The 12,707-nt window shown below is 41.5% G+C and carries 10 protein-coding genes and 1 pseudogene; 5 read left to right on the top strand and 6 right to left on the bottom strand.

Annotated elements, in window-relative coordinates; all coding sequences use genetic code 11:
• Positions 1-10 precede the first annotated feature (10 nt).
• Complete coding sequence (locus B9A18_RS15040; RefSeq protein WP_084290155.1) at positions 11-1,219, bottom strand: MFS transporter; 1,209 nt, start codon at positions 1,217-1,219, stop codon at positions 11-13.
• 71 nt (positions 1,220-1,290) lie between these two features.
• Between B9A18_RS15040 and B9A18_RS15035 the strand changes: the two genes are divergently transcribed.
• The gene (locus B9A18_RS15035; protein ID WP_084290154.1) at positions 1,291-1,767 is read left to right on the top strand and encodes a DinB family protein; all 477 of its coding nucleotides are present in this window, start codon (positions 1,291-1,293) and stop codon (positions 1,765-1,767) included.
• Between the two features lie 220 nt (positions 1,768-1,987).
• Here the strand turns inward: B9A18_RS15035 and B9A18_RS15030 are convergent, their stop codons facing one another.
• Both B9A18_RS15030 and B9A18_RS15025 read right to left on the bottom strand, forming a co-directional pair.
• The gene (locus tag B9A18_RS15030) at positions 1,988-3,148 is read right to left on the bottom strand and encodes an iron-containing alcohol dehydrogenase (RefSeq protein WP_084290153.1); all 1,161 of its coding nucleotides are present in this window, start codon (positions 3,146-3,148) and stop codon (positions 1,988-1,990) included.
• A 210-nt stretch (positions 3,149-3,358) separates the two neighbouring features.
• Entirely contained in the window at positions 3,359-4,033 is a 675-nt protein-coding gene (locus B9A18_RS15025) for a competence protein CoiA family protein (RefSeq protein WP_200816370.1), read from the bottom strand.
• Positions 4,034-4,150: 117 nt separating this feature from the next.
• Here B9A18_RS15025 and B9A18_RS15020 point away from each other — a divergent pair, with 117 nt between their 5' ends.
• A complete protein-coding gene (locus B9A18_RS15020) occupies positions 4,151-4,492 on the top strand; it encodes an MmcQ/YjbR family DNA-binding protein (RefSeq protein ID WP_084290152.1) in 342 nt (113 codons plus the stop codon).
• Between the two features lie 147 nt (positions 4,493-4,639).
• Here B9A18_RS15020 and B9A18_RS15015 read toward each other — a convergent pair whose 3' ends face one another.
• The 3 genes and pseudogenes from B9A18_RS15015 to B9A18_RS15005 all read right to left on the bottom strand — a co-directional run.
• Entirely contained in the window at positions 4,640-5,026 is a 387-nt protein-coding gene (locus B9A18_RS15015) for a VOC family protein (RefSeq protein WP_084290151.1), read from the bottom strand.
• 147 nt (positions 5,027-5,173) lie between these two features.
• Entirely contained in the window at positions 5,174-6,652 is a 1,479-nt protein-coding gene (locus B9A18_RS15010; RefSeq protein WP_159452670.1) for a M60 family metallopeptidase, read from the bottom strand.
• Positions 6,653-6,746: 94 nt separating this feature from the next.
• Positions 6,747-6,907 (bottom strand): annotated as a pseudogene (locus tag B9A18_RS15005) (DUF2200 family protein); the annotation flags it as partial.
• 237 nt (positions 6,908-7,144) lie between these two features.
• Between B9A18_RS15005 and B9A18_RS15000 the strand changes: the two are divergent.
• The 3 genes from B9A18_RS15000 (at position 7,145) to B9A18_RS14990 (ending at position 12,681) form a co-directional block, all read left to right on the top strand.
• On the top strand, positions 7,145-7,720 hold the full coding sequence (locus B9A18_RS15000; RefSeq protein WP_084290149.1) for an RNA polymerase sigma factor: 576 nt from the start codon (positions 7,145-7,147) through the stop codon (positions 7,718-7,720).
• 95 nt (positions 7,721-7,815) lie between these two features.
• Positions 7,816-8,925: a FecR family protein gene (locus B9A18_RS14995; protein WP_084290148.1), complete on the top strand. Its 1,110-nt coding sequence runs from the start codon at positions 7,816-7,818 to the stop codon at positions 8,923-8,925.
• Positions 8,926-9,186: 261 nt separating this feature from the next.
• Positions 9,187-12,681, top strand: coding sequence for a TonB-dependent receptor (locus B9A18_RS14990; protein ID WP_084290147.1), 3,495 nt, complete (start codon positions 9,187-9,189; stop codon positions 12,679-12,681).
• The last annotated feature ends 26 nt before the right edge of the window (positions 12,682-12,707 follow it).

Raw genomic sequence — 12,707 nt, 5'->3', positions numbered from 1 at the left:
ACAACAATAACTACTTTGCGTCCCGCATCAGGTAATAAAAGTATGCACAAGCGAGTAACATCCCGCTGATCAACATCCACAATACGTTGTAACCATAATTCTCGGCGATGAAAAAGCCTGCTGTTGGTCCCACCAGTGAGGCAACAGACCAGCATAACATATATCCTGCGGCGTATAATCCTCTGTTAAATTCGTTAGACCTGCTCATTACAAAGGTATTGATGAAAGGTAAAGCGAACATCTCACCAATGGTGAATAAAACAATACACATGCACCCCAGCAATACGGGCAGGTTAAAAGGCAGCAGCAATACAAGGAAGCAGGCTGCAATGAAGAAAACACCAACAACAATAAAGAAGATTGGTGAACGCTTGTTTTCGATTTTATGAATCATCACCATCTCAAATAGGGCAATGATAATACCATTGAAACCCAAAATCAGGCCGATCATAAATTCATCAATCTTCCATACCTGCTTAAAAAATACAGGTACTACTCTGAATATCAGGAATGCACAAATGATAAATACCGTGCTCAGTAATATGAATTTAATAAAGACAATGTCTTGCCAAGGCTTCATAACAATCATATCCTTAGTCTTTTCCTTTATGGCTTTTCGGTATCCCTTAATTCTGGGAAGGAACCATAAGATCGCTAATCCAGCAATGATACTTACTGCTCCATCAACAATAAATAACATCTTGTAGTTGTACGACGCAATCAGTCCACCCATACTTACGCCTACAGCCCATCCGATATTGGTAGCCAGTCGGTTAAGTGAATAGGAACGTGTTTCAAGCCCTGGCTTTGCATAAGCTGCAATGGCTGCAAAGTTTGCCGGTCTGAATGCTTCTGAGAAAAAACTGATCACTACAGCGAGGATACATAAGGTTTGAAAATGAGTAACATTGGCAAAGATCAGGAAGAAAATACCACTAACAATGGCAGCCACAATCTGTACAGGGCGAAAGCCTACTACATCGGTGAGCTTACCGCCGGCAGCAGAACCCAGAATGGAACCGAGCCCAAACAGGGTAATAATATATCCTGCGTCGGAGGCCGGTCTGTGCAGCGATTGGGTAACGAAAAGCCCCATAAATGGAACAGCCATGTATCCACTTCTGTTGATGAGCATTACGATACTCAGGATCCAGGTCTCACGGCTCAATCCTGTAAAAGATTGCTTGTAAGTGGTAGTGATTTCTTTAAATAGTGACATAATAAGTTAGTGCGGCAAAGATACTATTCTTAAATTGCCATTGTATGGTGAAAACAGTAATTCCGTAGACTATGACCAATTTACTTGAACAACAGTATCAACTTATAAAAGAAGTAAGAGAAGTGGTTTTTCAGTACCTGGAGTTTGAGGTAAAGCAGGACCTTGTAAAGGCTGTGGATAGTTTCAACAATAGAAGTATTGCCTATCTAATGACTCATGTGGCTAATACTTATATCGCATGGGCCGGTAATTTTGCTTTGTCTATGCAGAAATCCTATTATACTGAAACTGATGGCGAAACGGTAGCGGAGCTCAGGTTAATCTTTAAGGAAGTAGATCTCACCATGGAACAATTCATTTCACGTTTTTCCGAAAAACCATTTACCCCTGTTAAGGGTTACAGATGGGTGGATAAGTACATTGAAACGGATGCTTACAGTATTTTTACGCATGTATTGACTCATGAATTTCACCACAAAGGGCAATCAATGACTATGAGCAGGCTCCTGGGGCATATACCTCCTGATACTGATATTTTGAGATTTTAATTATAGTATGGAAAAGCGCGAAAATTATCGCTGTCCCTACAGGTATCGTGTCTCCATTTTCCTATTCATAGTAGAAAGGATAAGTATTGTGCAAACTGCGGTACACGATTCAGCTCTGATTAACAAGCTTTTCGAAGATAAGTAGAGGACAGGATTTTTATGGAGGCGTTAAATAATAAAGCGTCCGGTCATGGTAAATGATCAGACGCTTTATTTAAGATTAATAACTCATTTTAACGATTTTCTCTGCATCTGCAGGGGCAAGCGTTTTATGCTCACCTAAGCCTAGCCAACCTCTTTCGGTAAAGCGCTCAGATACTTTCTCTGCCGTACCTTCATATGCCGAAGTGTAATCCGATAATTTGGTGTCTATCCCCAGCGAATGAAAAAAATCGACAGTCTTTTCAATTGCTGCTTTGGCTATTTCTTCAGTTGATCCAGATTGTATGTTCCATACGCGTTTACCATATTGGGCTAGTTTTTCTTTCTTAGCTTCAAAGTTGTAGTGGTAGTGACTTGGTGCAATAACGGCTAATGTCCGGGCATGATCTATTCCGAACAAAGCAGTTAGCTCATGTCCCATCGCATGGACTGCCCAATCCGTAGGAACACCTTTTTGTATCAATCCGTTTAAAGCCATGGTACAGCTCCACATAAAATTAGCTGCGGCGTCATAATCTGCTGGATCTTTCATGATTTTTGGTGCAATTTCAATCAATGTCTGCAATATGCTTTCCGAAAAACGATCTTGTAAAAGTGCTCCAATGGGGTAAGTCATATATTGTTCAAGTACATGCGTATAAGCATCGGCTACTCCATTTGCCAGTTGTCGCTCTGGAATGGATTTAACTACCTCTGGATCCAGGATTGAAAATTCCGGGAATAACCCAGGGCCTCCCATAGCCAGCTTTTCCTGAGTTTCTTTCCTGGTGATTACGGCGCCTGAGTTCATTTCAGAACCTGTAGCAGGCAAAGTCAGGACCGTTCCGAAAGGCAATCCTTTTTCTGTTTTGATGGCGTTTTTAAGGATGTCCCATGGGGTATCTCCTGTGTATAAAGCAGCTGCCGACAGGAACTTAACGCCATCTATTACCGAGCCGCCACCAACGGCTAGCATATAAGTAATGTTTTTCTCTTTGATGATTTTTAAGGCATCCATCAAAATTTCATATTCCGGATTGGCGGGGATACCCGAAAATTCTACGACTTCAAAGCCGCTCAATGCATTTTTTACCTGCTCATATATCCCGTTGGTCTTAATAGATCCACCGCCATAAAGCATCATTACCTTTGCATTTTCTGGGATCTCATTACCCAGTTTTTCTATTTGACCTTTACCAAAAATAATCTTGGTCGGGTTTTTAAATTCGAAATTTAACATATGTTTTTGAATTTGAAATCATTTGTAGTAGGTTTCCCTACCGGACGATTATTTAACAGGATTACTTTATTCATAGGTTGAGGTTTTGTTTTGATACTGATTGTTCAGGGAGCAAATTATGTAAACAATACTTTGATCAATTGTGTTTCTCTCTTTTTCGATTAATGCGTTTACTGAGGGCAACAAAGGTATTCTCACAGATAGTATTATCTACAGAAACCTTTCAATAAACGATTTCCTGGGAATCATATGCAGGTAAGCATAATCTCCGGAAAGTTGGCGTCGCTGTTTCAACTGATATAAGAAATGTCCTCCAAGGTCGACGATGATCGGGCATTCCGCCTGGTACCAGACAGCGTGTGGATGTTTCCAGCAAAAGGAGTAATAATGTGAGGTGAGTTTGATTGTTTTTAATTCTGCGTGATAGAAGTTTAATCTTTTAGCGTTGTTTCCCAGCAGCAAGTGATCTGATTTGCGGATCATACAAAGATGGTCGGTATGACAAAACTCATAATCATCAAGTTTCGGATCGTCTACATCCGGTAAGCTTTTAAGGATCCTGAACCCCTTGAACTTCTTACCATTCAATATCCATATCAACTTCGGATAAAATGCTTCCCTGCTTCTCAGTTCAGCCATACTGATTGGCGAATTCTGAAACTCAAGCGTAGTACCACAGGGCGTATGTACATCTGCGCGGTGAAGATCCCCCAATAATTTATCAGGGAAACTGATTTCCCGGAAAGCAGGAGGGAAAGCTAGTTTCCAGTTCTTATGCCAGGGTGTTTCACCCGGGTAGTACCCGGGTAATTTCCCTTCCGTTGGAACCGTTACGACTAATCCATCAGCGCTTTCATTACCAGAAATATCGAAGTTCAAATCCATTAGTAAAAGACAACAAACACCAGCAGGCTCCAAATTTATACTAATATAATTAGTATACAAAAAATTAGATAAAATCCCATATTTTTGGTTTGTATTCCATAATAATAACCTACTGCTATGAATATTGAAGATTTGCGTGATTATTGCCTCAGCAAACCCGGAACCACTGAAGGAATGCCATTCGGCGAACAAACTCTGGTATTTAAAGTAGGAGGTAAGATCTTCCTGCTGATCGGACTGGAACAAGCCAACCGTTTCAATGTCAAATGCGATCCGGAACGCGCTATAGAATTAAGGGAACAACACCATGAAATTATTCCTGGCTTCCATATGAATAAGAAACACTGGAATACCGTTTATCTCGACGGAGGCCTAACCTCGGTACTGATCCGCGAATTGATCGACCATTCCTATGATCTGGTATTGAAGAGCCTGCCTAAAAGCCTACAGAATTTATGAAACATCAAGCAATATCTATCCGACCATTTAATGTTTTCTGTACGATCCATTAGGAATCCTTTGGCACTTCGGCGAGTTTTTTTAAGTAGGTTAATCAAAAAAAGATATCATGGAGAACAAGACCCCCTCAAAATTGGACGGAGTATTTTACATATAAAATACGTTAAATTTATGCCCATCAGGGTCAGCAAATACAAAACCATAGTATCCCGCTCCAAACTCTTTAGGTTTTGAAACGATTTTTCCGCCTGCGCTTTGGACTTCTTTCTCCCATTTGTTCACCTCATCTTTGCTTTCAGCAGAAAGCGTAAATATGATTTCGTTTGCAATGTGTGCGTCGGAAATTTCAATCTCCACATTCGCTTTCAGCTTGTCTTTTAAAAAGAAGTGCATTACAAAATTATTCTCACCAAAAAAAAAGCTTGTCAGGTCGTCAGACCTCCCGTTGGATCTAAATCCCAGTTCCGTATAAAATTTAGTTGTTCGGTCCAGATCACTTACTGTTAAATTTGACCATATCTTTTTCGGGTTCATATCTATCTTTTTTATTTATAGTTCGCGATTGCTTCTTTTTAACGCATTAATCAATTTTTTGTTTTTAATCGTTGGAATTTAAAATCGAACTGGAAGTCACAATGCATGACTTCCAGTCGCCGAAAGGTAACGCGCTATAAAATCATCCTAACTTGGGTCGTACAGCCAAACCTGTTCTGTGAGCATCGGATGTTTGGATGCCACTAAGGTTTGTGCTTCCTGGCTGGGATAAATACCCCAGGCGTTTAGGAATGGTAGCATGTCTTTTGTGGTATAGTCGGATATCAGCTCATAAAAGTAATCCAGTTTTTTCTGGTTTCTAATCACCGAATTGGGGTAGGCTGTAGTACTAAAATCTAGTGTACTGGCCCTTGCGGTATTAGACATATAGGTGATGATTCCGTAGCCATATTTTTCCATCAACTGCATAAACAAACCAAACCTTACATCTAAACTAGCCGAAGTATACAATTTATCCTTGTTTGGATTAGGGATCGAGGTAAAGGCAAGTACGGCAGGCATCATTTGTGCTATTTTGGTATGCTTATAGCCCGCGCGATTGGTCACTTTAAGAGAAAATATATTATTTGAGACTTCCTGAAGGTCGATCCAGCTCCACAAACCTCCCATTTGCATGTTGTGCCCTATTTCATGATAGGATCCCCAGTTTCCACCAGTCCATTGATTGATGTCTACAGCCTGGGAAAAATAATTGTCATTGGCTGTTGCAACAACGGGGTATCCCGCATGTTGTGCCCCTGCACTGGGTTGTATATCGTGTACAATTCTCCAGGGAGTACCCGGCATCCGGTTTTTAACATTAGTAGTGGTAGATGACCAGCCATACCAGGCCATCATATCATGGTATAGTTTATCATCAAATTTGGCTACCAGTGCCGTAGGACTTGCCAAAGGATAGGTAGCCAAACGCTTGGTTTCCATAGTCAGGATCAGTCTTCTTCCACGCAATTCAAAGAATGGGACGGTAGTATTGGCAATCATAGCCTGCCATTGTGCATCAGTAGTCACGTCCCTAACATAATCCGGAGATTTGACGGCGCCGCTTATGGTCAGGTTAACGATATACCCCAAAGGATTAGCTACTCTGATCCAGATTTGTCCGCCATAAAGGTTCCGGGCAGTATTGGTACCTGATGTCAGCGCATTTTTTGTGAAAATGATCGGATCACGTTTACGGGATGCAGGAGCTATTGAAGTAAGGTTGTCAGTATGGGCACCAATCTGAACCTCCAGTCCGGGTGTATTTGCCGGTGCTTCAATGGTGATCAGCTCTCCTGCAGGTGCGTATAGCCCCGTACTTAGCCAGGCATCAGGTGCTTTTGATATTTTTAGGTCTTCAGTGGTAACCTTTGTGTAGGTAAGGTCGAGGGCGACATTGTAATTGGTAAGCCGTGGTTCGCTCGATGCTACCAATCCAGGGAAAATTCTGGCAGCGGGATATTTTGAGGTGTCTGTACCTGGCACAATTGGCAATACACTTGCAATCTTCCGCAGACTTCCGGCAGAGATCTTCTCGATGTTCTCTGTTTCCAGCTTGTTTTTTTTACAATTTGTGTTTAGCATAACAAGCAGGCAGCTTGTGCAAAACAATAGGGTAGTTTTCATAATCATACTTCAGGTTTAGGTTTATTTTTATTTGGTTTGGATGAAATCCATTACTCAAATCTGAAGGATTATTATTTTAAAAAAGATGAAAATTCTAAAGGATTGGGTAGACAAATCCCTTATCCAAATAACGTACCTTTTGCATGAGCTTGTCTTCGATCTCTTCCACACGGTAACCGCAGATTACGCCTGTAATTTTTGACACATTTGGGTTTATTTGTGGCGCCTGAGCACTTCTTCTTTTGTGCGTCCTTTTTTCTCGGCTTTCTGAATGTAATGCGGATAAACGCTTGCAAAAGACATTTTATATACTCGTATGTTATTATTCATTTTACCTGTGATTATTTGCCAAAGTTAGTCGTTTTGTCTGAGGGATAGAAGCGGGTAGGTGGAATGTTAAGTGTTCCTTGATTATTTTTAATTGAAATATTTTGTTTAAACTTGCCGGCTCCACTCCGTTATAATTTCGTAAATTGGTACGGGAGAGGGTTTATGCAGAGATATGATAAATATACAGATTCGCAGTTAGCTGGCCTACTAAAAAAAGGGGACAGGGATGCTTTTACTGCAATTTACGAACGCTTTTTTGGTGTACTTTATATTCATGCCTTCAATAGACTAAAAAATAAGGACGAAGCAAAAGATGCGATACAGGATTTATTTATCCGGTTGTGGAACAAACGAGACTCAGTTGACTTTACCAATCTTTCCAATTATTTATATACAGCAGTAAGAAATGCGGTAATGAATGTCATATCTCATAAAGCCGTTGAGTCTAAATATATTTCGGCATTGCCCCAATCTATCGTAATAGCAGATTGTATAACCGACCACCGATTAAGAGAGCGCCAGCTTTCGGAGATCATAAGCAAGGAAATTGAACTGCTCCCTCCAAAAATGCGGGAAGTCTTTCAACTCAGCCGCTTTCATAACCTAAGCCATAAAGAAATTGCAGAGCAACTGGGCATTTCAGAGCAATCCGTTAGAAGTCATGTCAAAAATGCGCTCAAAATACTCAGAGTACGGTTAGGATTGGTACTCTATCTGGTCTTATTGATCAGCCGCTAATATTATTTTTATTTTTTATCATTTTTTTTACCCCTATGCTATGGGGGATTCCTGTCTATATTATTAAGGGGCCAGTTGAGCCTCCATGATGGATAATGGAAAACATAGATTTACAACACTTATTAAGGAAATATAAAGCTGGTTCTTGTAATCCGGAAGAACTGGCCTTGCTGGAAAACTGGTATTTACAATGGCAGGTTGAACCTAAACAGCTGACAGAAGAAGACTTAATAGACCTGAAGAAAGATATCTGGCAAAAAATTGATGAAGAAACCAAAGTCACTAAGCCTGTTAAACTATGGCCTCGAATCGGTATAGCTGCGGCAGTTGCTGCCATTATTCTCTCTACTGGTATTTGGTTTTTGAAAAATAATCAATCAGGTCCGCATACCTATGCAAGTGATGTAGCCCCTGGTCGCTCAGGTGCTACGTTGACACTAGCGAATGGCCAAAAGATCAATTTAACCAGTGCGGCCAATGGCGAACTAGCCAGTCAATCAGGAGTAACCATTAGCAAATCCGCCAATGGACAGCTCATCTATGAGATCAAAGAAAACACAAATCAGGAAGTTCAACTAAATACGCTATCAACAGCGAATGGAGAAACTTATAAAGTCCGTTTGCCCGACGGATCGTTGGTATGGTTGAATGCGACGTCCAGCTTAACCTTTTCAAGCAACTTAAATGAAGGGGGCAAGCGTAGGGTAAAACTTATCGGCGAGGGGTATTTTGAGGTAGCAAAGGATAAAGACCGTCCTTTTATTGTAGAAAGTTCCAATCAGGAAGTTGAAGTACTTGGCACTCACTTTAATATCAATGCTTATCAAGATGAAGATATGATAAAAACTACCCTGATTGAAGGCAGCGTAAAAGTGTCAACCCTGCAGTTGCAAAAGACGCTGTTACCTGGCCATGAAGCTGTAAAATCTGGAAATGACATTCAAGTCCATAACGTTAAAGCGGAACAGGCAGCAGCCTGGAAAGACGGGAGATTTGTCTTTGACGATAAAAAAATTGGGGACATCATGAAAATGATAGAACGCTGGTATAATGTACAGGTAATCTATGAGGGAGAAATGCCTGAAGACCTTTTCCTGGGGTCGGTATCCAGATTTGATCATGTTTCTCAGGTATTGAATGTATTGGAATCAACCGGCAGGATTCATTTTAAAGTAGAGGATAGAAAAATTTATGTTTCAAGATAGTTAACAGAATAATAAACCTAATTCATAAAGTATGACAGAAAGTATACGAAAGGAATATTAGAACAGGATTAAACTAAAAACCCGAAAGTGTGACAACACTTCCGGGATAAGATTGGTCCGCGAATTAAATCAACGTAAACCTCAGTTTGCCAACAGTTTCGAAGCAAAGGCAAGCTGAATAACCAACTAAAACAAATGTACAAAAATTACACTAGGAAACTCGGTGTACCGCATCTGGTATACCATAAAATCTTGCTGACTATGCGATTAACCGCCGTCATACTATTGGCTACACTGATGCAGGTAAGTGCCTCCGGCCTCGCCCAAAAAATTACTTTATCCAAGTCGAATGCCAGCCTGGATAATGTGCTGAACGAACTGCGTCTACAAAGTGGATTCGATTTTGTTTATACCAATGTGCTTTTAAATAAGTCAAAGCGTGTTACCATCACTGTAAAAGGAGTTCAGCTTGAAGATGTGCTTGATGCAGTTTTTAAAGATCAGCCCCTGACTTACTCCATCAACAACAAAATCGTAATCATCAAAGCCAAAGAACAATCACTTCTTGATAACATTATTGCCCGATTTCAGGCAGTCGATATCAAGGGCCGTGTGGTTGATGAAGCGGGAAATTCAATGCCAGGGGTCTCGATCAGATTAAAAAGTGGAAATAAAGGAACGATAACTGACAATAACGGTAGATTTTCTTTATCAAACGTTGCAGAAGATGATATTATACTCTTTGCATTTGTAGGCTACGACCTTAAACAACTAAAGGCAATAGAGGCTAAAGGAACCGATATTGTAGTCACCTTGAAACCTAAGGTAAATAGCCTTGATGAGGTAGTTGCTGTGGGATATGGAACTACAAGAAGAAGGGATCTCACAGGCTCGGTTGCTTCCGTTGATATCAATGAAGTGAAAAATACCCCGTTTGTAAGTATCGATCAGGCATTGTCGGGCAAGGCTGCCGGTGTGCAGGTGGTACAGGCTGATGGTTCGCCGGGAGGTATGGCGAAGATCCGCATACGTGGCGGGAGTTCTTTGATTGGCGGAAATGATCCACTGTATATTATTGACGGGGTTCAGATCACCATTCAAAACAGATATGTACAGAGTGAAGCAGAAGTGCGGAACCCGGTGGAAGCCCTGGGGAATGATGACAATTATGCGAGTAATGGTGTAGGTTCTTCTTTTTCGCGTGGATTAAATACGCTTGCGGGTTTGAACATCAATGATATTGAGACCATCGACATTTTGAAAGATGCCTCAGCAACGGCAATCTATGGGTCCAGGGCTGCCAATGGCGTTGTAATCATCACTACAAAAAAAGGAAAACTCAATCAAAAGCCTGTGTTGGAAGCCAATTACTACACTGGAATGAGTAAAGCAATTACCGAAAAGTTGTTGAATGCGGATCAGTACAAGAGCGTGATGCTGGAGGGGGCGAAAAATCTCAATGCGCTTAGAGCTGCTCAGAACCGACCTGCCGATGGAGTTGCAACCTCAATCATCAATGATCCTAATTTTCTAGGCACGGCTAATACCGACTGGCTAGACCTGATTACGCGCACCGGCGTTACCCAAAATGCAGACATTAGCGTGCGTGGGGGAGGAACCGGATCACGTTATTACACTTCACTGGCCTACAATGATTCAAAAGGAACCCTGCTGGGAACCGATTTCAGCAGGATCGCAGGCAAAGTAAACCTGGACAATGAGATCAACAGTAAGTTGCGTGTAATTACTAACCTGGACTATGCTTTTACCAAAAACAATGTAACCAACGGGATTTATTCTTCTGCGATTTATGCCCCGCCAACGTTAAACCCATATAATGCCGATGGCAGCCCGGTAGCATTTAATACTGCAGCTACAGGGTTTGGTCAATACACGGATATCCAGAATCCCCTGGCGCTTTTACAAGGAAAAAACAGTTCAAAAAATAACCTGTTATTGGGTTCTCTTTCGCTGGAGTATGACATACTGAAATCGCTTAAATTCAGGAGTACCGCCTCGGTAAATTATTCAAGCTATCATCAACTGAACTACGCACCTTCTTCGGTCTCTGTTACAGATGCTTCCGGAATCAATTCGGTAAATTCGAACGGTGGTATAGGTAGTCAGGCCCAGACTCAGCAAACCGATGTGTTCTACGAAAATACCTTAACCTATGAAAAACAGTTTAACGAAAACAACCGGCTGACCCTATTAGCGGGAACCTCCTGGCAAAAGACAAATGCTGAAACCTTTTCGGCTTCCGGACAGGGGTTTCCGGACGATACTTTTCTGAACGGATTGTCATCTGCAGCTCTGGCACTTCCTCCGCAAGCAAGCGAGTCACAGAGTGCGCTGCTCAGCTTTTATATGCGTGCAAACTATGCATTAAAAGAAAGATATCTCCTCACCTTGACTGCCAGATCGGATGAATCCTCTAAATTTCCTAAAAACAACAGAATAAGTTATTTCCCTTCGTTTGGTATTGCATGGAGAGCATCTGAAGAGTCATTTCTGAAATCATCTACCTGGCTAAGCGAACTAAAATTCCGTGCCAGTGCGGGCTATACCGGTTCTCAGAACTTAGGCAACAACCTATTTTATACGCTATTTACCCCTTCAGCTTATGCATCAACAAATGCATTAATCCCTACACAGTTGGGGAATGATCAGATCAAATGGGAAACGACCTTGCAAAAGGACGCAGGTGTGGACTTTGCCATTTTCAATTCGAGGATTACCGGCTCAGTTGGTTACTATAATAAACAAACTTCTGATCTGCTGATGGCCTATACAGTGGCGACAAGTTCGGGTTTCAATTCAGCACTTGTCAATGTGGCTGACATTAGGAACCAGGGTTGGGAATTCGACCTGAGGGCGGATATCGTACGTGGGAAAAATTTCACCTGGAACCTTGCTGCCAACATTTCCCGCAACAAATCCAAAGTGACCAATATCAACAGGGATTTGCAGAATCCAAATACCATTTCCCAGGAAACTGATCCATTTGTCAACTCCTTATTTATCGGTAACACGATATTACGCGAAGGGAGTCCGGTTGGATTGATTTTTGGATACCAATATGATGGGGTAATTAAGAACCAGCAAGAGCTGGATGCCTACAAACAAGCGAGTTTGTATGCGCAATTTGGAATTCTTTCCAATCTTGCCATTGGTTATCCAAGGTACAAACTTCAGGAAAGTGGTGTTTACAAAGGATACTTCAAACGTGATGTCATCGGTAATGCTGAACCTAAGTTCTATGGAGGTATCACCAACAACTTCCGATACAAACAATTTAACCTGGTTACTTTATTTAGCTACTCGGTGGGAGGAGATATTCTTTATCTGCCAGATGTTAGCTCACTAGGCCTTTCAGATAGGGGCAATCTCAATACCAGGGTACTATTACCTCATTATACCGCGCAGACTCCGGATGCAGACCGGCCAAGTCTGGTGTACACCGAAAGTAACCGATTTGGAACCGGTAGCTCCGACCTCACCGTACATGACGCCTCCTATATTAAGCTGAAATCAATTTCCCTTGGCTATCAGCTACCGGATAATTTAAGTAAACGACTTGGACTTGGTTCATCGATGGTTTATGTATCAGGCAGTAATCTCTTTACGATTACAGGGTATCCAGGTCCGGATCCAGAGATTAGCAATGATCCTTATAGTTTAATCAGCGGGTATACCGACTCTGCCAATTATCCCTCTATGCGTCAGTTCACTTTTGGGCTGAGAATTGGATTCTAAATGTTCTGTATAACCACAAAAAAAAT

It is taken from the genome of Pedobacter nyackensis (genome assembly GCF_900176505.1).
GTDB lineage: Bacteria > Bacteroidota > Bacteroidia > Sphingobacteriales > Sphingobacteriaceae > Pedobacter > Pedobacter nyackensis.
This window is presented reverse-complemented; position numbering and strand designations above follow the sequence as displayed.

Excerpts from the sequence above, each read along its gene's own strand:
- B9A18_RS15020 (WP_084290152.1), top strand. The coding sequence starts at position 4,151 with ATGAATATTGAAGATTTGCGTGATTATTGCCTCAGCAAACCCGGAACC.
- B9A18_RS14995 (WP_084290148.1), top strand. The coding sequence starts at position 7,816 with ATGGAAAACATAGATTTACAACACTTATTAAGGAAATATAAAGCTGGT.
- B9A18_RS15000 (WP_084290149.1), top strand. The coding sequence starts at position 7,145 with ATGCAGAGATATGATAAATATACAGATTCGCAGTTAGCTGGCCTACTA.
- B9A18_RS15015 (WP_084290151.1), bottom strand. The coding sequence starts at position 5,026 with ATGAACCCGAAAAAGATATGGTCAAATTTAACAGTAAGTGATCTGGAC.
- B9A18_RS15010 (WP_159452670.1), bottom strand. The coding sequence starts at position 6,652 with ATGAAAACTACCCTATTGTTTTGCACAAGCTGCCTGCTTGTTATGCTA.
- B9A18_RS15035 (WP_084290154.1), top strand. The coding sequence starts at position 1,291 with ATGACCAATTTACTTGAACAACAGTATCAACTTATAAAAGAAGTAAGA.
- B9A18_RS14990 (WP_084290147.1), top strand. The coding sequence starts at position 9,187 with ATGCGATTAACCGCCGTCATACTATTGGCTACACTGATGCAGGTAAGT.
- B9A18_RS15025 (WP_200816370.1), bottom strand. The coding sequence starts at position 4,033 with ATGGATTTGAACTTCGATATTTCTGGTAATGAAAGCGCTGATGGATTA.
- B9A18_RS15040 (WP_084290155.1), bottom strand. The coding sequence starts at position 1,219 with ATGTCACTATTTAAAGAAATCACTACCACTTACAAGCAATCTTTTACA.
- B9A18_RS15030 (WP_084290153.1), bottom strand. The coding sequence starts at position 3,148 with ATGTTAAATTTCGAATTTAAAAACCCGACCAAGATTATTTTTGGTAAA.